This is a genomic window from Streptacidiphilus fuscans (assembly GCF_015690355.1).
In the GTDB taxonomy this organism is placed as follows: domain Bacteria; phylum Actinomycetota; class Actinomycetes; order Streptomycetales; family Streptomycetaceae; genus Streptacidiphilus; species Streptacidiphilus fuscans.
Window position 1 is genome coordinate 422,453 of record NZ_JADPRT010000004.1, and the last position, 18,745, is coordinate 441,197.

The 18,745-nt window shown below is 72.2% G+C and carries 18 protein-coding genes; 7 read left to right on the forward strand and 11 right to left on the reverse strand.

Translation table 11 applies throughout. From position 1 onward, the window contains the following. Nucleotides 1–58 precede the first annotated feature (58 nt). A complete protein-coding gene (locus I2501_RS12575; RefSeq protein ID WP_328806333.1) occupies nucleotides 59–985 on the forward strand; it encodes a YhjD/YihY/BrkB family envelope integrity protein in 927 nt (308 codons plus the stop codon). 64 nt (nucleotides 986–1,049) lie between these two features. Here I2501_RS12575 and aspT read toward each other — a convergent pair whose 3' ends face one another. The 3 genes from aspT to I2501_RS12590 all read right to left on the reverse strand — a co-directional run bounded on the left by aspT (nucleotide 1,050) and on the right by I2501_RS12590 (nucleotide 5,424). Continuing rightward, entirely contained in the window at nucleotides 1,050–2,729 is a 1,680-nt protein-coding gene (aspT, locus tag I2501_RS12580) for an aspartate-alanine antiporter (RefSeq protein ID WP_196193998.1), read from the reverse strand. Between the two features lie 165 nt (nucleotides 2,730–2,894). Next, nucleotides 2,895–3,782 (reverse strand): diacylglycerol/lipid kinase family protein, encoded by an 888-nt coding sequence (locus I2501_RS40580; RefSeq protein WP_196193999.1) that lies wholly within the window; start codon nucleotides 3,780–3,782, stop codon nucleotides 2,895–2,897. A gap of 19 nt (nucleotides 3,783–3,801) precedes the next feature. Beyond that, the gene (locus tag I2501_RS12590) at nucleotides 3,802–5,424 is read right to left on the reverse strand and encodes an FAD-binding oxidoreductase (protein ID WP_328806334.1); all 1,623 of its coding nucleotides are present in this window, start codon (nucleotides 5,422–5,424) and stop codon (nucleotides 3,802–3,804) included. Nucleotides 5,425–5,479: 55 nt separating this feature from the next. Here I2501_RS12590 and I2501_RS39230 point away from each other — a divergent pair, with 55 nt between their 5' ends. Together I2501_RS39230 and I2501_RS12600 are read left to right on the forward strand one after the other, a co-directional pair. Beyond that, nucleotides 5,480–6,178 carry a TetR/AcrR family transcriptional regulator gene (locus tag I2501_RS39230; protein ID WP_196194000.1) on the forward strand — a complete coding sequence of 233 codons (699 nt, stop codon included), beginning with the start codon at nucleotides 5,480–5,482 and terminating at the stop codon, nucleotides 6,176–6,178. Nucleotides 6,179–6,239: 61 nt separating this feature from the next. Further along, complete coding sequence (locus I2501_RS12600; protein ID WP_196194001.1) at nucleotides 6,240–7,808, forward strand: glycerol-3-phosphate dehydrogenase/oxidase; 1,569 nt, start codon at nucleotides 6,240–6,242, stop codon at nucleotides 7,806–7,808. A gap of 18 nt (nucleotides 7,809–7,826) precedes the next feature. Here I2501_RS12600 and I2501_RS12605 read toward each other — a convergent pair whose 3' ends face one another. Then, a complete protein-coding gene (locus tag I2501_RS12605; protein WP_196194002.1) occupies nucleotides 7,827–8,741 on the reverse strand; it encodes an oxidoreductase in 915 nt (304 codons plus the stop codon). Between the two features lie 211 nt (nucleotides 8,742–8,952). On the opposite strand from I2501_RS12605, the gene I2501_RS12610 reads away from it, so the two are divergent. Genes I2501_RS12610 through I2501_RS12620 form a run of 3 tightly spaced genes read left to right on the forward strand, consistent with a single transcriptional unit; the run spans nucleotide 8,953 to nucleotide 12,326 of the window. Further along, a complete protein-coding gene (locus I2501_RS12610; protein ID WP_196194003.1) occupies nucleotides 8,953–10,332 on the forward strand; it encodes a DUF2252 domain-containing protein in 1,380 nt (459 codons plus the stop codon). Further along, the gene (locus I2501_RS12615) at nucleotides 10,325–11,758 is read left to right on the forward strand and encodes a diacylglycerol/lipid kinase family protein (RefSeq protein WP_196194004.1); all 1,434 of its coding nucleotides are present in this window, start codon (nucleotides 10,325–10,327) and stop codon (nucleotides 11,756–11,758) included. The genes I2501_RS12610 and I2501_RS12615 overlap by 8 nt, the downstream gene beginning before the upstream one ends. After that, nucleotides 11,751–12,326 (forward strand): phosphatase PAP2 family protein, encoded by a 576-nt coding sequence (locus tag I2501_RS12620; RefSeq protein WP_196194005.1) that lies wholly within the window; start codon nucleotides 11,751–11,753, stop codon nucleotides 12,324–12,326. Before I2501_RS12615 ends, I2501_RS12620 begins: the two co-directional genes overlap by 8 nt. Nucleotides 12,327–12,413: 87 nt before the next feature. Here I2501_RS12620 and I2501_RS12625 read toward each other — a convergent pair whose 3' ends face one another. The 7 genes from I2501_RS12625 to I2501_RS12655 all read right to left on the reverse strand — a co-directional run bounded on the left by I2501_RS12625 (nucleotide 12,414) and on the right by I2501_RS12655 (nucleotide 18,299). Beyond that, complete coding sequence (locus tag I2501_RS12625) at nucleotides 12,414–12,605, reverse strand: hypothetical protein (RefSeq protein WP_196194006.1); 192 nt, start codon at nucleotides 12,603–12,605, stop codon at nucleotides 12,414–12,416. Continuing rightward, nucleotides 12,602–13,219: an FtsK/SpoIIIE domain-containing protein gene (locus I2501_RS12630; protein WP_328806335.1), complete on the reverse strand. Its 618-nt coding sequence runs from the start codon at nucleotides 13,217–13,219 to the stop codon at nucleotides 12,602–12,604. The genes I2501_RS12625 and I2501_RS12630 overlap by 4 nt, the downstream gene beginning before the upstream one ends. A gap of 578 nt (nucleotides 13,220–13,797) precedes the next feature. After that, the gene (locus I2501_RS12635) at nucleotides 13,798–14,256 is read right to left on the reverse strand and encodes a hypothetical protein (RefSeq protein WP_196194007.1); all 459 of its coding nucleotides are present in this window, start codon (nucleotides 14,254–14,256) and stop codon (nucleotides 13,798–13,800) included. Between the two features lie 8 nt (nucleotides 14,257–14,264). Next, nucleotides 14,265–14,855, reverse strand: a complete 591-nt coding sequence (locus I2501_RS12640; protein ID WP_196194008.1) for a hypothetical protein — start codon at nucleotides 14,853–14,855, stop codon at nucleotides 14,265–14,267. Nucleotides 14,856–15,153: 298 nt separating this feature from the next. Further along, nucleotides 15,154–15,852: a rhomboid-like protein gene (locus I2501_RS12645; RefSeq protein WP_196194009.1), complete on the reverse strand. Its 699-nt coding sequence runs from the start codon at nucleotides 15,850–15,852 to the stop codon at nucleotides 15,154–15,156. A gap of 18 nt (nucleotides 15,853–15,870) precedes the next feature. Further along, nucleotides 15,871–17,781 (reverse strand): glycoside hydrolase family 15 protein, encoded by a 1,911-nt coding sequence (locus I2501_RS12650; protein ID WP_196194010.1) that lies wholly within the window; start codon nucleotides 17,779–17,781, stop codon nucleotides 15,871–15,873. 62 nt (nucleotides 17,782–17,843) lie between these two features. Next, complete coding sequence (locus I2501_RS12655) at nucleotides 17,844–18,299, reverse strand: SHOCT domain-containing protein (protein WP_196194011.1); 456 nt, start codon at nucleotides 18,297–18,299, stop codon at nucleotides 17,844–17,846. Nucleotides 18,300–18,556: 257 nt separating this feature from the next. On the opposite strand from I2501_RS12655, the gene I2501_RS39235 reads away from it, so the two are divergent. Beyond that, the gene (locus tag I2501_RS39235) at nucleotides 18,557–18,745 is read left to right on the forward strand and encodes a hypothetical protein (RefSeq protein WP_236046160.1); all 189 of its coding nucleotides are present in this window, start codon (nucleotides 18,557–18,559) and stop codon (nucleotides 18,743–18,745) included.

Here is an 18,745-nt window from a genome sequence, read left to right on the forward strand (position 1 = left end):
CGTTCTCGGCCGTGCCGATCTTGACTGACCGGTACCAGGTCGAGAAGGGGGCGGGTCCGTGTCCGAAGAGGACGAGAACCCTCCGGCCGAGGATCCCACCGGCCGAGCGGTCCGGGCGCGGGCCCGTGTGGGGCTGGTCAAGGGCCGCGCCCAGGTCCGCTTCGCGATGCTGGAGCGGCAGTTCCCCGTGATCACCGCGCTGACCGAGCGGATGCTGACGGTCGGCCTGATGGACGCGGCGACCCGGCTCGCCGCCCAGATCTTCATCACCACCGTGCCGCTGCTCTTCGCGCTCGGGGCGTTCGCCTCGGACTCGGTGCGGAACACGATGGTGGACTCGCTGCGCGCCGTCTTCGGCATCCACGGCGGCGCCGCGCAGCAGGTCCAGGAGGTGCTCCACGCCAGCGGATCGGCGGGCGAGCTGCGGCAGACCACGGGCATCATCGGCATCCTGATGGCGGTGGTCGCGGCGACCAGCGCCAGCCGGGCGCTGACCCGTATCTGCAACGACTCCTGGCGGCTGCGCAAGGCCTCCACCCGGATCGCGGCCTGGCGCTGGCTGGCCTGGATCGCGGCGATGATGGTGATGCTGGTCTGCCAGGGCCCGGTGCGGAACGGCTTCGGCGTGGGCCTCTGGCTGGGTGTCCCGTTGACGTTCGTGCTCAGCGTCTCGCTCTGGTGGTGGACACAGCACCTGCTGCTGGCCAAGCGCGTGCCCTGGCTGCCGTTGCTGCCGGGTGCCCTGCTGTGCGCGATCAGCGTCACCGGGCTCTCGCTTACCGCCCGGGTCTACATGCCCAACGCGCTGAACCGCGCACTCGACCAGTACGGCGCGCTGGGCCTGGTGCTGACCTGCCTGTCCTGGCTGATCGTCATCTCCGTGGCGCTCACCTTCAGCATCGCGGCGGGCGCGGTGCTGGCGCAGAACGCCCCGCTCGACCGGGTGCTCGGCACCCCGGCCGCTCTGAAGCCCGCCGCGGACTGACCGCGCGGCAGCGGGCCGCCCGGCCCGCCCGTGCGGTTCGTGCCGTCCGTGCCGTCGGCTGCCGTCAGACGTGCAGGCCGAAGACGCCGACGAAGAGCGGGCCGGTGATCGGCAGCAGGAAGTTGGAGAGCGTGTAGGTGATCGTGTAGCCCAGCATCGGCACGCTGGACTGGGCCACGTTGCCGACCGCGGTGATCGCCGGGGTCGAGCACTGCTGGCCCGCGATCGCGCCGACCAGGATCGGCGGCTCGATCTTCAGCAGCTTGCGGCCGATGAAGAGGCCCAGGAACGCGGGCACGAGGACCATGCCGATGCCGGACAGCGGCAGCAGCACCGGATACTGCTTGAGCAGCGGGCCCGCGTCCGGGCCGGCGGCCAGGCCGGTCACGGCGATGAAGATGGACAGGCCCAGGTCCTTCATCGTCTGCGCGGCCACCGGCGGGTACGCGCCGAAGGTGGGCCGGGTGGCCCGGAACCAGCCGAAGATCAGGCCGGTGATCAGGCAGCCGCCGCCCGTGCCGAGCGCCAGGTTGGCGCTGCCCACCTTGACCGTCACCATGCCCAGCAGCACGCCCAGGCAGATGCCGAGCCCGATGTAGATCCAGTCCGCGCTGGACGTGCGGACCTTGGCGCCGAAAGCGCCGGTGAACCGGCTCAGCTTGGCGCCGGTGCCGACGACGGTGAGGGTGTCGCCGCGGTGCAGCTCGGTCGATCGCAGCACCGGGATGTCCTGGTCGACGCGCTGGATCCCGGTGAGGTAGATGCCCTCGGTGGCGTCCATGTGGTGGGCGCGGATCTCCCCGAGGGTGTGCCCGGCGACGGACTTGTCGGTCACCACCACCTGCCGGACCGTCAGGGGGCTGTCCAGGCCGGGCACCCCGGGCGTCTCCGGGCCGAGGTCGCGGCCGGTGTCGATGACCGACTGCCGCCGCCCGACGACCAGCACCTGGTCCCCGCGACGCAGCCGCAGGTCGGGTGCGACGTCGAGCACCCGGCCGCTGCGCTTGACCCCCTCGATGGACGCGTCCTGTCCGACCGCACCCTCCAGATCGGCGATCGAACTGCCCTCGCCCTGGGAGACCAGGTACGTGCGCCCCACCAGCACGGGCAGCGCCGCCGTCTCGTCGTCGGCCAGGGACGCGTCGCCGCCGCGCATCTTCTCCCACAGCTGGCGGCTCGCGTCACGCAGGTTGATCCGCATCAGCATCGGGAAGAACTGGCTGGTCAGCAGGACGATGCTGATCAGGCCGAAGAGGTAGCAGACCGAGTAGGCGGTGGCCACGTGGGCCTGCAGCTCCTGGGTCTGCGCCGGGGTGATGCCGGGCAGCTTGGAGATCGCGTCCTGCGCGGTGCCGACGACGGCCGACTCGGTCGCGGAACCGGCCAGGATGCCCGAGGCGGTCCCGGTGTCCAGCCCCGCGCCCTTGCCGATGGCCAGGGCCATGCCGACGACGAGCACGGCCTCCATCACCGACAGCACGCCGAAGCGCAGCCCCTTGGCGTTGAGGTTGGCGAAGAACTGCGGCCCGGCGATGTAGCCGAGCGAGAAGATGAACAGGGCGAACGCCACGTTCTTGACGTCGGCGTTGACCTTCACGTGCTGCGCGCCGATCAGCATCGACACGATCAGGGTGCCGCAGATCCCGCCCAGTTGGATGGGGCCCACCCGCAGTTTGCCGACCAGGTAACCGAGCGTCAGGCAGGCGAAGACCGCCAGCACCGCGTTCTCGCGCAACAGGCTCACAGAACCGTCCCTTCCCACCGCTGAGGCCACTGCGGAGGACTCCGGGATCACAAGATCACGGAGTCTTCCCTTGCATCAGAACCCGGAAGGGGGGCGGTCGGCCCGCGCTGTGCGACGAACGGGTGAACAGGGCGTCAGATCGGGCCGGGGGTCGGACGACAGGCCCTACGGCGCGAGCAGCGACAGGGCCCCGGGGAGGACCTCGATCCGGGCCGGGAGGGAGGCGATCTCGTCGCCGTCCGCGCAGACCGGGATCGGCCGGTCCGCGTCGACGGTGACCGTGCGGGCGGTGGCGAGGGTGACCTCGGGGCGCTCGATGTGCGTGCCGCGCTTGGCCTCGCGCATGAAGGAGACGACCTGGCTGCGCGGGCCGTCGCCGACCACCATCACGTGCGCCACACCGTCGTCCAGCTCGGCGGGCGGCACGATCCGCAGGCCGTGGCCGTAGGCGCCGCTGTTGGCGACGACGACGGTGTGGCCGCGCGTGCGCAGCTGCTCGCCGTCGATGTCCAGGGTGTACTCGGCCGCGCGCCAGCCCAGGATGGCCCGGACCGGGGCCACCCGGTAGACCAGCAGGGCCGGAAGCCACCGTCCGGCGTTGATGATCTGCGTGGCCAGCGAGTCGATCCCGATGTAGACGTTGCCCGGCGCGATCACGCCGTTGACCTCCAGCACGTCGATCCGACGAGCCGTCCCGTCGAGCAGTAGCCGGGCCAGGCCCTCCGGGTCGGTGGGGAGGCCGAGCCGCCAGGCGAGGTCGTTGCCGCGCCCGGCCGGGACCAGGCCGAGCGTGCCGCCGCCGCGGACCACGCCGTCGGCGGCGTCGCGGGCCATTCCGTCGCCGCCCACCGCGACCACCACGTCGCCGCGCTCGGCGGCCTGCCGCGCCGTCTCGACGGCGTGCTCGCGGCTGCGGCTCGGGATCGTCCGCACGGTCGCGCCCGCCGCGCGGAGGTGGTCGGAAACCGGCTGCCAGTGCTCGAAGCCGTGGCCGCCGCCGGAGACCGGATTGATGATCGCGGTGAACTCGCGCGCCTCGCGGTCGGATTGCACCCCGCCCTCCTTCTCCACCTCAGTCGCCGCCCGTCGTGGGGTCGATGAGCACGCCGGGGTTGAGGATCCCGGCCGGGTCGAGCGCCTGCTTCACGGCGCGCAGCGCGTCGACGGCCAGCGGGCCGATCTCCTGCGCGTACGTGTCGCGGTGGTCGGTGCCGACGCCGTGGTGGTGGGTGATCGCGGCGCCCGCGGCGCGGATCGCGGCGTTGGCGGCGGACTTGGCCTGGGCCCACTGGGCCAGCGGGTCCTCGGCCTGGGCGCAGGCGACGGTGAAGTAGAGCGACGCGCCGGTCTCGTAGAGGTGCGAGATGTGGCAGAGCACCAGCGGCGCCGTGCCCTGGGCGGTGAGCGACTCGGTCAGCGCGGTGGTCACCGCGGCGCGCAGGGCGTGCAGGTTGGACCAGAAGGTGACCGTCTCCAGGGTCTCGATCAGCACCCCGGCGTCGAGCAGCGGGTCGCGCAGGTAGGGGGCGCGGTAGCGGCCCTTGCGCCAGGCCTCGCCGCCGTCGGGGCCGAGCAGTTCGCCGCCCGCCTCGGTCAGCACGGCGGTCGCTCCCGCGCGGCGCGCGGCGACGTCGGCCGCCGAGCCCTCGTAGCCGACGACGGCCAGGCAGCCGCCGGGGCCGCTGCCGAACATCGCCGACGGGTCGGCCAGGTTGATCCCGGTCTCCGTCTCGTCGGACAGCCGCAGCACGGTCGGCTCGGGGCCGTCCTGGACCAGCCGGCGCAGTGCGTCCGCACCCGCCTCGAAACTGGCGAACCGCCAGGACTCGAAGACCCGCTCGGCCGGGGCGGGCCGGACCCGCACGGTGACCGAGGTGATCACGCCCAGCGTGCCCTCGGAGCCGAGCACGAGCTGCCGCAGGTCGGGCCCGGCCGCGGACTTGGGCGCGCTGCCGAGGGTCACCGTGCCGCGCGGGGTGGCCAGCACCAGGCCGACGACCATGTCGTCGAACCGTCCGTAGCCCGCCGAGGACTGCCCGGCGGAGCGGGCCGCCGCGTAGCCGCCGATGCTGGCGCCCTCGTAGGACTGCGGGAAGTGGCCCAGGGTGAAGCCCTTCTCGCCCAGCAGCGCCTCGACGCGCGGCCCGCGCATGCCCGCCTGCAGGGTGGCGGTGCGGGAGACCGGGTCGAGGTCGAGCAGCGCGTCCAGTTGGCCGAGGTCGATCGCGACCACCCCGGCGAAGCCCTCGCGCCGCGGGGCCAGGCCGCCGACGACCGAGGTGCCGCCGGAGTAGGGGACCACGGCGATGTTGCGGGTGCTGCACGCGTCCAGCAGCGCGACGACCTCGTCGTGGGTGCCCGGCTTGGCGACCGCGTCGGGCGCGTCGGTGGCGTCGCCCGCGCGCAGGCGCAGCAGGTCGGGGGTGGACCAGCCGCGGGTGTGGCCGAGGCGGGCGTCGTGGTCGGTGTGCACGTGCTCCGCGCCGACCACGGCGGCGAGGGCGTCCAGCGCCTCCGCGTCCAGTGCCACCGCCGGGAGGGTGATCTCCACGGGCTCGACCGGGCCGTGCTCGGGGGTCTTCACGCCGAAGAGCGCCAGCGTGTCCTTGGCGGACGTCGGCAGTTCGGTGGCGTGCGCGGGATCGCCCCAGCGGTAGGGGTGGAAGTCCACGACGGGAAGGTCTGACTCGGTCACGGGCGCGATCCTCGGATACTGGGCGGTAACGTGTGCTGATACACTTCTACATGTGATGTCGCAGCGAATCAACACGCCGGACGGAACCGGACCCACACCGAGTGGCGCAGCGAGCGGTCCGGCCGGTGCTCCGGCGAGCGGGCCCGAGTTCAGGGCGGCCAACGCGATCCCCGAGGAGCGCATCCTCGAGGCCGCCTACCGGCTGCTGCTGACGATCGGTCCGCAGCGCATGACCATGGCCGACCTGGCCCGCCAGGCCGGCGTCTCGCGCGCCACGCTCTACCGGCGCTGGGGCTCGGTCCGCGACGTCGTGGCCGCGCTGACCACGCGCGTCTGGGTGGAGCTGGCCGAGTCGGCGTTCCCGCAGGGCACCCACGAGGACGTGACTCGGGCCCGGCTGGTCGACGGCGTCGTCACCCTGATCCGCGCGGTGCGCACCCACCCGCTGCTGCGCACGATCATCGAGCTCGACCCCGACTTCCTGATGCCGTACCTGCTCAAGCGGCGCGGTACCAACACCGACCACCAGCTCGCGCTGCTGGAACTGGCCCTGGCCGCCGGCATCGCGGACGGCTCGGTGCGCGAGGAGGAGCCCGCGCTGCTGGCCCGCTCGGTGCTGCTGGCCGCCTGGTCGTTCACGCTGACCGGCCCGGTCCTGGTCGGCGCGGCGGACGGCACGGGCGAGCAGCTGGACCGCCTCGACGAGGAGCTGCGCCTGATGCTGGACCGCTACCTCGCGCCGCTCGACGTGTAGCGCCTCCCTGTTCCACACGCCCGCCGTTCCACCCGCCCGCCCCGGAAGGCAGGACCATCGCGTGAACATCGCCCCCAACGCCTCTCTCAACGCCGACCGCCGCGCCCGCGACCTGGCCGCCCTGCGCGCCGCGAGCGGCCCGGACGCGACCGGCCCCGCCGTCGACCTGCTGGTCGTCGGCGGCGGTGTCACCGGCGCGGGCGTCGCGCTGGACGCGGCCGCGCGCGGGCTCTCCGTCGTCCTCGCCGAGAAGCACGACCTCGGCTTCGGCACCAGCCGCTGGAGCTCCAAGCTGGTCCACGGCGGGCTGCGCTACCTCGCCTCCGGCGCCGTCGGCATCGCCCACGAGAGCGCGGTCGAACGCGGCATCCTGATGCGGCGGACCGCCCCGCACCTGGTCCGCGCCCTGCCGCAGGTCGTCCCGCTGCTGCCCGGCACCGGTGCGGCCGAGAGCGCGCTGGTCCGCATCGGGTTCCTGGCCGGGGACGCGCTGCGGATCGCCGCCCGCACGCCGTCGTCCAGCCTGCCGCGCTCGCGTCGTCTCTCCCGCGCCGAGGTGCTCCGTTACGCCCCGACCGTCGCCGACGCGGGCCTGCGCGGCGGCCTGGTCTTCTGGGACGGCCAACTGACCGACGACGCCCGCCTGGTGACCGCGCTGGCGCGGACCGCCGCCGCCCACGGCGCGCAGGTGCTGACCCGCTGCGGCGTCAGCGAGGCACGCGGCGACGGCGCGGTGCTGACGGACGGGCTGACGGGGGAGAGCTTCCGGCTGCGCGCCCGGATGGTCGTCAACGCGGCGGGCGTCTGGGCGGGCGAGCTGGCCCCGGACATCACCCTGCGGCCGAGTCGCGGCACGCACCTGGTCTTCCGCCAGGAGTCGTTCGGCGGACTGACGGCCGGTCTGACGGTGCCGATCCCGGGCGAGACCAACCGCTTTGTCTTCGCCCTCCCGGCGCCCGACGGCCGCGTCTACGTCGGCCTGACCGACGAGGAGGCCCCCGGCCCGATCCCGGACGAGCCGCGGCCGTCGGAGGACGAGATCGACTTCCTGCTGCGGACCATCAACACCGCGCTGCGCCGCCCGCTCACCCGCGACGACCTGATCGGCAGCTTCGCGGGCCTGCGCCCGCTGCTCGACACCGGCTCCGGCCGGACCGCCGACGTCTCGCGCAAGCACGCGGTGCTGACCGCGCCCGACGGCCTGGTCACCGTCGTCGGCGGCAAGCTGACGACCTACCGGCAGATGGCCGAGGACGCCGTGGACGCGGCGCTCGCGGCGTCGGGCCGGGCGGCGGCGAACTGCCGGACCCGCTCGCTCCCACTGGTCGGCGCGGCCGACCGGGACACCCTCGCCCGGGTCGACGCCCCGCTGCGCCTGGTCCAGCGCTACGGCACCGAGGCGGCGGCGGTCGTCGCCGAGGCGGAGGGCGACGCGTCCCTGCTGGAGCCGATCGCGCCCGGCACCGACACGACCATGGCCGAGCTGCTCTTCGCGGTCCGCCACGAGGGCGCACTCGACGTCTCCGACCTGCTGGACCGTCGCTCGCGCCTCGGCCTCGCCCCGGAGACGCGCGCCGCCGCGCTCCCGGCCGCGGAGCGGGCGCTTGCGCGGGCGCTGGAGCGCGCCTGAGCCGGTGGTGACCGGCGGTCAGGCCCCGCCGTCGGCGGTGGCGACGGCAGGCGGTGCGGGCAGGCGGTTGGCCCGGCGCATCAGGGAGTCGAAGGCGCGGTCGGGCAGCACGCGGCGCAGCATGATCAGCGGCTTCGCACCGCGGCCGATCGCGTAACGGGTCCGGGGCTTCTCGGACTGCACCGCGTGCGCGATCGCCTCGGCGACGACGCCGGGACCCGAGCCGAAGCCGGAACCGATCCGCTCGCCCCGCAACGTCTTGGCCATGGCCTTGGCCTGCCCGGCGTAAGGGCCGGAGCCGGAGGTCGCGAGCAGGTTGTCGGCGGCGATGCCACCCCACTCGGTCTTGATCGCGCCCGGCTCGATCACGACCACCTGGATGCCGAACGGCTCCAGCTCCAGCCGCAGACAGTCGCTGAGTCCCTCGACCGCGAACTTGGTGGCGTGGTACCACCCGCCCAGCGGGGAGTGGAGCCTGCCGCCCATCGAGCTGATGTTGACGATCCGTCCGCTGCGCCGCGCCCGCATCTGCGGCAGCACCCGCCGGATCAGGTCGGCCGCGCCGAACAGGTTCACCTCGAACTGCGCCCGCGCCTCTGCCAGCGGCACATCCTCGACCGCGCCGTAGGAGCCGTACCCGGCGTTGTTGACCAGCACGTCGATCCGGCCGGCCTCGGCCAGGATCCGCTCCACCCCGGCCCGGTTGGACTCCGGGTCGGTCACGTCCATCCCGACGACGTGAACGCGGTCGAGCTCGGCGAGGTCGCTCATCCGCTCCACCCGCCGCGCGGCGGCGTAGACGGTGCAGCCGAGCGCCTGCAACCTGCGCACCGTGGCCTCGCCGATCCCGGACGAGGCCCCGGTGACCAGAACCACCTTGCCTGATGGGGCGACCTGCCCGGACGGGGCGATGGACACGGAGTTCTCGGACATGCCACCCATCTCACTGCGTGGCGGGCCGACCCGCATCCCAACCGCGTCCGGACGCGCTCAGCGGATCACGTCGGTGGTCCAGTCGAGGGCGTTTGCGCCGAGTGGCATGCGAGATTTCGGTCCCTGTTCTGGCCGTCACCCGAGCGGGGGGCTTCGACCTGCGCGGCGACCGGGCAGCCCCCAAGGTAAGGGAACAGCGGAGGAGTGCTCCATGACGAGGACCGACGGCGAACTGCAGCACGCGGAGCCGCACCGTGAGCCCGTGGTGGGCCACGAGGCCGGTCGGGCCGCGCGGAAGATCGTCGCGCGTGCGGCGCAAGGGCCCTGGCACGCCCCGGCGGACCGGCCGGACCCCCTCGCGATCCTGGAGCGTCAGTGCGCCGCCCGCGTACCGGAGTTGGTGCCGATCCGCTACGGCCGAATGGCCTCCTCCTGCTTCGCGTTCCTGCGCGGCGCGCCCGCGGTCATGGCGGCGGACCTCGCGTCCTCGCCCAACACCGGCCTGACCGTGCAGCTCTGCGGCGACGCGCACCTCTCCAACTTCGGCTTCTTCGCCTCGCCCGAGCGCACCCTGCTCTTCGACCTCAACGACTTCGACGAGACACTGCCCGGTCCCTTCGAGTGGGACGTCAAGCGCCTCGCCGCCAGCCTCGCCGTCGCCGCGCGCGAGAACGGGGACTCCGACCACGCGGCGGGCGAGGCGGCCCACGCCGCCGCCCGGGCCTACCGGGAGCACATGCGCGAGCTGTCCGTCCGCGACGAACTCGACGTCTGGTACGAGCGGGTGGACACCGCGGACCTGCTGGAGACCGTCCGCGAGGCCAACCGCGCCGAGGCCCGCGCCGAACTGGTCAAGGCCGGGCGCCGCACCAGCCTCCAGGCGCTGGAGAAGCTCACCGAGACCGGTCCGGACGGGGAGCCGCGCATCAAGCACGACCCGCCGCTGCTCCAGCCGATCAGCATGCGCGACCTGGGTCTCGTCCAGGAGACCTACGAGGACTACCAGCGCAGTCTGAGCGACGAGAAACGGGCGCTGCTGGGCCGGTTCCGGCTGATCGACGCGGCGATGAAGGTCGTCGGCGTGGGCAGCGTCGGCACCCGCTGCTTCATCGGCCTGCTGGAGGGGACGACGACCGGCGACCCGCTCTTCCTCCAGGTCAAGGAGGCGGACCAGTCCGTGCTCGCCGCCCACCTCGCGCCCAGCAGCCACCGGCACCAGGGCCGCCGCGTCGTCGACGGGCAGCGGCTGATGCAGGCGGCCGGGGACATCTTCCTCGGCTGGGCCACCGGACCGGGCGGCCGGCACTTCTACTGGCGTCAACTGCGGGACATGAAGGGTTCCGTGGAGATCGGCAAGCTGACCGCGTCTGAACTCGCCCGCTACGGCGAGGTCTGCGGTCGCACCCTCGCCCGCGCCCACGCGCGCTCCGGGGACCGCGCGGCGATCGCCGGATACCTCGGCCACGGCAACGCGTTCGACCGCGCGATCGCCGAATGGGCCCTCAGCTACGCGGACCAGACCGCCGCCGACCACGCCGCGCTGCTCGCCGCCGTCGCCGACGGCCGGATCACCGCCCGCGCCGATGTCTGACCCGGACGGACGCCGGCTGACGCGGGCCCGAGCGCTGGCGCGGCTCGCCCTGCTCTGCGCGGCGGGCGCGGTGGCGGTGCTGCTGGTGGTGGTCGGGCACCACGGCGTGCTGGTGCCAGTCGTCGGACTGCTGGGGCTCGTGCTCGCGGCGGGCGGCGCCTGGTGGGCACTGGCGCACCGGGGCGTGCGACGGCTCGCCGGGGCGCTGGTGGTGCTCGGTGCGCCGGTCGCCGTGCTGGTCGTCTACGCCGTCACCGGCCTGCTGCTGGCGGCGTTCGGCGCGCTGCTGCTCTGGGGCGCGGCGCTCACCTGTGCGCGCTCGGCGCTGCGTCAGGTCCGCCGGCCACGGCGGATGCACGCGCACCGGACCTCCCGGCCGCTGCGGCCGGTGCTGATCATGAACCCGCGTTCCGGCGGCGGCAAGGTCGCGCGGTTCGGGCTGGTCGAGAAGGCGGAACGGCTCGGCGCGCGGGTGCTCCTGCTGGAGCCGTCGGCGGCGGACGACGGGCCGGTGGACGTGTCGGCGCTGGCCCGGCAGGCGGTCGCCGACGGCGCGGACCTGCTCGGCGTCGCAGGCGGCGACGGCACCCAGGCGCTGGTCGCGGCGGTCGCCGCCGAGCACGGCCTGCCCTTCCTGGTCGTCTCCGCCGGGACCCGCAACCACTTCGCCATGGATCTGGGTCTGGACCGCGCCGACCCCTCCCGCTGTCTGGACGCGCTGGAGGACGGCGAGGAGCTCCGCGTCGACCTCGGCACCGTCGCCGGGCACCCGTTCGTCAACACGGTCTCCTTCGGCGCGTACGCGGAGATCGTGCAGAGCCCCGCCTACCGGGACGCCAAGGCGGGCACCGCTCTGGAGGCCCTGCCCGATCTGCTGCTCGGCGACCCCGAGGGCCGGCTGCGGGCCCGTGCCGACGACCGCAGTCTGGACGGGCAGCAGGCGCTGCTGGTCAGCAACAACCCGTACTCCGGCGGCGATCCGCTGACCGCAGGGCGGCGTTCCCGGCTCGACCGGGGCCTGCTCGGCGTCCTTGGCATCCGCGTCGACGGTCCCGCGCAGGCGGCCGAGGTCGCGCTGCTCGGCGTCCGCGCCTCAGGGCTCTCGACTCTGACGGCACGTCAGGTCGTGGTCCACGCGGACGCGCCGACGATCGCCGTGGCCGTCGACGGCGAGGCGCTGCGGATGACGCCGCCGGTCACCTGCACGGTGCGTCCGGGCGCGCTGCGGGTCCGGGTCCCGCGCCACCGCCCGGGCGCGCCGGTGACCAGCCCGCCGCTGGACTGGCGGCGCATCGTCGCTCTGGCGCTGGGCCGCCCCCTGCCGCAGCCGCGCACGGCCGCGCGGACGGCCGGGACGGCGGCCGAGGCGCGGGACTCCAAGGACGCGCAGGACCCGAGCACACCGGAGGAGAACTCCCATGGCTGAAACGGCCGTTGCCCCGGGCACGTCCCGTGTCTCGTCGCTCCTGCACGACCTGCAGCAACTCGACCACGCGCTCTACGCGGCCGTCGCGGCGACCGACACTCCGACGCTCGACACCGGCCTGCGCCGCCTGTCCCGCGCGGCGGACAACTCCAAGATCTCGCTGACCATCGCCGCGCTGCTCGCCCTCCGCCCCGGCCGCGGCCGCCGTGCGGCGCTGACGGGTGTCGCGGCCGTCGGCCTGGCCTCGGCGAGCGCGAACCTCGTCGGCAAGGAGCTCGTCCGCCGCCCCCGCCCCGACCGCGCCGCCGCGGAGGTCGTCGCGGACCGTCAGGTCCCGATGCCCGCCTCGGCGTCCTTCCCCTCCGGTCACACCGCCTCCGCGGTCGCCTTCGCCTTCGCCGTCAGCGCCGGCCTGCCGGCGGCGGCTGTCCCCCTCTTCCTCCTCGCCACCGCCGTCGGCTACTCCCGCGTCCACACAGGCGTCCACTACCCCGGCGACGTGGCGGCCGGCGCGCTCCTCGGCACGGCCTGCGGCGCGGCGGCGGTGGCCCTGTTCCGCAGCAGGTAGCAGAGGACGACCGGAGGCCACGGCGTGGGCTGGGTGGGGGTGACTTGGGCTGGATGGCATGGGGTGCTCCCGTTCGGTCAGGTGGTGCTACGAGTGGTGGGTGAAGCCGTTGATGAGCCACTGGACGGTGAAGTCCAGGGGGTTCCCGAGCGGGCTGCGGGCGAGGTAGAAGCCGAACATCGTCAGCACGAGCACCTGCCAGACGCGCAGTTCGCCGGAGCGGATCAGCAGGAACACGACCACGGCGAGGAAGCCGACCAACGGCATGGCGAGCGTCATCGGTCGATCACCCCACCGATCGGGCCCGCTTCCCCGCCCGAGTCCGCCATGCCGTCCGGCGGGCTGTCGACCATGGGGTCTGCCTTCACCAAGTGCACGCCGAGCGCCTCCGGCATGGCAGGAGCCGGGGGGTCACCCAGCGGCGGCAGAACCGGCGTCATGTGGGCGTACCTGCCCGAGGACTTCCGGGCTTGGTCCGGGGTGACCAGGAACGAGCGGGCGCGCATGACTTGTCCGTCGACGTAGGTCACCGTGACGCCCTGTTGGGTGTGGCTGATCTGCTGCGCGGCGATCACGGCGTCCTTGCTGAAGTCACCGAGGACCATGTCCGCCGTGGCGGGATCGTTCACGCGGTGACAGACCCGGCGGCCGAGCTGCGCGCGCAGCGCAGTCACCCCCGTTCCGAGGTCCGAGCCCACCCGCTGACCGGCAACGACCAGGTGCACGCCGAGCGCCGCGCCGAGCTGCGCCAGCCGCAGCAACGCCGTCGAGACCCGGCCCACCTCCGCCTTCTCAGCGCTGGAGGCCATGAGGTACAGCTCTGCCACCTCGTCCACCAGCACGATCACGGGCACCGGACGAGCCTTGTCGCTCAGCTCCCAGATCGAGCGCACCCCCGCCTCACTGACCGACCGCAGCCCGCATCAACTGGCCCCGATGGTGCGCCGCTCGCGAAGAACCCGGCCATGCCGCACCCCAAGGCCCAGGCTGCACTGACCAAGGCCCACGGGCCGCTCCAGTGGCGGGAATCCATCAGCGCCCGCATGCCGCAGCCCGACGAAACCACAGCGCTCAAACTCGACCAGCCCAAATACCTACTGGTCATACAGCGTCACCGTCGCCGCAGACTCTGGACTCCCTCTGATCACCGAGACGACCGCGACACCCTCCGACGCCACCCGCTACACCTACACACTCACGTCTGAGCCCGCGTCGGTCCCGGGCACGCGCAGGAAGTACATGCGGCCTGTCCAATCATGAGTCTGCGCGCACATGGAGACCCTAGGAGTGGCCTAACCACGTTGAGCTAATGGGCCGTCTCCTCGCCTCGTATACAGCGGCCCCGGCAGACGCTCGGGGTTCGAGACGTCGACCGGGGCCGCTTTGGTGCTGGCGTTCGTGGCTGACCAGGACCCACGGTGGCCGAGACGATACGAGTTCGCTTCAACCACCGCAGGACTGACAGATGCGCCTACCCCTGTGTCGCCAGGAGCGAAAAGACGCTGCCCGGCTGAGATGAGACGTCGATCTTGAGGGGTGCCGTGCTGTCGGCGGTAAGGGAGACCTTCTGAACGCTGCCCTCACAAGGTTGCCTGTTGATCTGGTAGATCGGCTTGGCGCTCCCCTGATAGATCTGTGCCGACACGGCCAGCTTTCCCCCACCGCCGATGCACCCGAGCTGAATGGTGATCGAGCGGCTGGCAAGAGTCAGGGTTGTGTAGCTCTTCTGCCCCGCCTGGTTGGAGGCCGACGCCAGCAGGTTCTGCTGAGGGACCGTCGGGAACGCGGGCATCGTGGCACTGGGCGTGGCCGAGCTTGTGTGCGATGGAGCGGGGGTCGCAGCTCCAGAGGTGCAGGCGGTTGCCACGCCGCACACCAATGCCATTCCGGCGATACCGAGTACCACGGGGCGCATCTGTTGTTTGCTCATGCTCAAACCTAATAGTTCGTCAGCCAGGTGTGCCAGCCGTCGCCCTCGTCGAAGTAGGTCTCCCCCTCCGCGATGGTCGTCTTGGCGCACACACTGTTGAGGCTGTAGGTCTCGTCGTAGGTGTCAGCCTGGAACTCCGCATACTCGGCGTGGAGCGCCTTGTGCGGGGCGACCGTGTAGGTGACGGTGTGACTCCCGCCGATTGTGGCGGAGGCAGTCAGAGACAGCCCCAGGTCTGCGGACACCCCCTCCACAAGCGTGCTCTCACTGACGTGGAAGTTGGCGTTGATGGTTGCCGAGATCGTGCCACTCCATGTGTTGGAGAAGCTGGTGGTGGAGTTGTTCCCCGTGCCGTTGTCGTCGACGAACGGCCCAGACTTGACGTTGTAGTAGGTGCCGTAGTTCGTGAGCACCTCCACGAACGGCCCCGGGTCGCCGCCGCAGGCACCCTGCGGGACGACCGCACCGGGGTTGACACTGTGGGGCGCAGCCGTGTGTGCGCTGGCAGGCGCGACCGTCGCGAGCATGGCCCCCGCGACCACGCTCGCGACGGTGACGCCCTTCAGCGCGACCCTCGTGATATGTGAAACGGAACGCATCTTTCCCCCTGGACTTTTCGGCCTCTGCCGAGTGCGGTAACCGCTACCGCTTGCGCAGACACTAGGTAGATTGACGCGAACACAGCACAAACTTGAGGAAGACTTGAGTGTCCATCCTCAGCAGTTTCTCGACGATCCAACTCATTCCGGGCTCCCCGGCTGGGTCATTGCCACGGGATTGCCCGATTCCCGATGGCCCCATCGAGCACAAATGCGGCTGAAGGGATGCTCGCGAGAGTGACACGGATCACATGAACCACCAACTGGCTGACCATCAGCGAACTGGGCGGCAGCGCAGTTAATTGGCCTTGGAAAGCCGCCTACGGACAGCGCGGAGCGCCTCCGCCGGGTCCCACGGCTCGCCGCGCCCGCGCGTCAGCGGGTAGCAGGCGAAGCCGATCAGCGCAGCGCTGAAGTGGCCCACGCTGGTGAAGTCGCGGCTCTGGATCAGGTCGAGGCCGTAGTAGAGGACGACGGCCGCCGCGTAGACGTACCGCCAGGGCTTGGCGATCCGGTACGTCAGGACCGCCTCCACGCCCGCAAGGGCGTAGCTGACGCCGTAGTCGAGCGTGTAGCGCGCCGACTCGGGCGCGTAGCCATGTTGGATGCTCCAATACAGGACGCCCTCGCTGATGTACGTCGCGCCGACGTGCGCGATCGCGGCGACGCAGAGCCAGCGCAGCGTGCCCAGCCAGCGTTCGGCCGGGACGTGGAAGATGTTGTAGAGGACGAAGTACGAGAACCACCCGCTGCCCGCGATCCACAGCGCGCTGGTGATCAGCACCCGGATCGGGGACTTCTCCAGGTAGTGGATGTTCGTGGAGCGCCGCTCCAGGATCCGGTCCGCCGCGGCCGGAGCGACGTGGCGGATGATCAGCGTCGTGACGAAGAGGATGGCCAGCCAGACGAACGTCCCCGGCGCACGGCGGATGTAGGCCCAGGTCGCGCGCCCGGCACGGGCGACGCCGCTGACGACGGCAGTCCCGCGCTCGCGCATGGCGGGTCTCCCTCCCGGCTACCGCTGCCGCTCTTCGTGGTCCAGTTCCTCGTCCAGCGACATGGCCGCGTCGATCAGCGCCAGGTGCGTGAACGCCTGCGGGAAGTTGCCGAGTTGCTCGCCTGTCGGGCCGATCTCCTCGGCGAAGAGGCCGACGTGGTTGGCGTAGGTGAGCATCTTCTCGAAGGCGTACCGGGCTTCGTCCAGTCGACCCGCGCGGGCCAGGGCGTTGACGTAGAGGAAGCTGCAGAGCGAGAAGGTGCCCTCGCTGCCCCGCAGGCCGTCGGGGGAAGCCTCGGGGTTGTAGCGGTAGACGAGGCTGTCGGAGACGAGCTCCTCGCCCATCGCGTCGAGCGTCGCCAGCCAGCGGCGGTCGCGCGAGGAGACGAAGCCGCTCAGCGGCATCAGCAGCAGCGAGGCGTCCAGCACGGTGCTCCCGTAGGACTGGACGAAGGCCTGGCGTTCCTCGTTCCAGCCGTGCTCCATCACCTGGCGCAGGATCGCGTCACGGGTCGCGGTCCAGCGGGTGAGGTCGGCGGGGCGGGAGAACTCGACGGCGACGCGGATGGCGCGGTCGATCGCGACCCAGCACATCAGGCGGCTGTAGGTGAAGTTCTGCCGGCCGCCGCGCGTCTCCCAGATGCCCTCGTCGGCGCGGTCCCAGTGGTCGCAGAGCCAGTCGCCGAGTTGACTGAGCGTCACCCAGCCGTCGTATCCCGCCTCCAGGGCCAGCCGGAGGGCTTCGGGGCCCTGCTGGAACAGCGCGTAGATGGCCTCGCCGTAGATGTCGAGCTGGAGTTGGTCCGCCGCGCCGTTGCCGACCCGGACCGGGGCTGAGCCGCGGTAGCCCTCGAAGTGCGGCAGGATCTCCTCGGTGAGGTGCGGGTCGCCGTCGATCCGGTACATGATCTGCAGCGGTTCGCCCGACGCGGTCCGTCCCGCCTGGATCCGCCCGCCCAGCCAGCGGCGGAAGGCGTCGCCCTCCTCGATGTAGCCGAGCCGGATCAGCGCGCTGGCGGAGAGCGACGCGTCGCGGATCCAGGTGAAGCGGTAGTCCCAGTTGCGCTCGCCGCCGATCTGCTCGGGCAGCCCCGTGGTGGCCGCGGCCAGCAGCGCGCCGGTCGGGGCGTAGCTCAGCAGCTTCAGGGTGATCGCCGACCGGTTCACCACCGCCTGCCAACGGCCCTTGTACCGGCAGCGGCCGGTCCAGTCGTGCCAGAAGCGGCGGGTCCGCTCGAACTCACTGCGCAGCATGGGCCCTTGCAGCGGGACCGGTGCTTCGGCGTCGGCCGGGCCGGTGGTCAGCAGGAAGGCAGCGAACTGACCGTGCGTCAGAGTGAAGGTCGCGGTGACGTCTTCGTGGTCGGCGTCGTCGCCCGCGCTGTCGTCCCGGCCGCCGTCCGCGCGCCGCTCCAGATCGAGGGCGCCGAGCGCGCCGACGGCCTGGAGGTACACGGACGCGTCGGCGTCCGCCGAGCGGAAGGAGATGCCGCCGTCGGGGTTCCGCTCCGCGACGTGCAGCGCGCGCCCGTAGTCGAACCGCGGTCGGCACTCCAGCCGGAACGGCACGCTGCCGCGCACCACCCGGACGGCGCGGACCAGCCGCCGGACCTCGTCCGCCTGCTTCGGGTCGTCGGCCAGCGGCATGAAGTCGACGACCTCGCCGATCCCGGCCGCGGTCAGGAACCGGGTCACCACGATCGCCGTGTCCGGGAAGTAGAGCTGACGTACCGTCACTTCGTCCGCAGGGACGTCGGCCGTGATCGAGAAGTGGCCGCCCCGGTCGTGGTCGAGCAGGGAGGCGAAGACGCTGGGCGAGTCGAAGCGCGGCGCGCAGAACCAGTCCACCACGCCCTCGGAGGAGACCAGCGCGCAACTCTGCAGGTCGCCGACGAGGCCGTGGTCGGCGATCGGGGGATATCGGCGCATGGAGCGCTCCTCCGGGGCAGGTCGGGGTGCTGGACGGTTGACCGCGAGGGTGACCGGGCCGGTCAGGCGAGCAGCTTCGCCTTGGCCCGCTGGAACTCGTCCTCCGTGAGCGCGCCGCTGTTCTTGAGGTCGACGAGCTTGGCCAGGTCTTCGACGTGGCCGGACGACGCACCGCCGCCCGAGGCCGTGGCCCCGGCCGTCCCCGCCGCACCGCCCGCGCCCGCCGCGCCGGAGGTCCCGGCCGCGTCGCGGACGTACTGCTTGAACGCCGCGTCCGCCTGCTGCGCCCGCTCCATGTCGCGTTCGCCCATCGAACGGCCGCGCACGATCACGTAGACCAGGACGCCGAGGAAGGGCAGCACGATCACGAAGATGATCCAGCCGGCCTTGCCCCAACCGCCCATGTCGTGGCTGCGGAAGATGTCGGCCAGGACCTTGAACAGCAGGAAGAACCAGAGGATCCAGAGGAAGAACTCCAGCATGGTCCAGAACACGTTCAGCAGCGGATAGTTGGACACGACGCCTCCTGCACTCCTGGCCTCCCCGATCGGGTGACGCCCGTCCAACAGACCTACCGTCGGCACCCGGTTCCCGCACGCGCACAGAGCCGAACGGGCGTACGGGTGGCACCGCGCATCCGAGGCGTGCGCGCGTCCGAACGGTGGACGCGCGGGCGAACCGCGCGGCGTGGCGGGCGGGGAGCGCGGTGCGACGGCCCTGTAATGACGGTCCTGTCATTGGGCGACCGCAGGGGACGTGACCGGGAGTGGGCGGATTGCAGCAGGTGCACGAGTCGCAGCAGGCGCAGGAGATGTCCGTGGCGTGGGACCCGGTGGGTGACGCGTGGTTGGCGGCGCTCCAGGACGACGGGCACACGTGCGGCCCGCTGTGCGAGCAGGAGCTGGGCATCGCCCAGGTCCACTGGACCGAGCTGCCGCTCGCCGCACCCCTCGGGGAGGCCTGA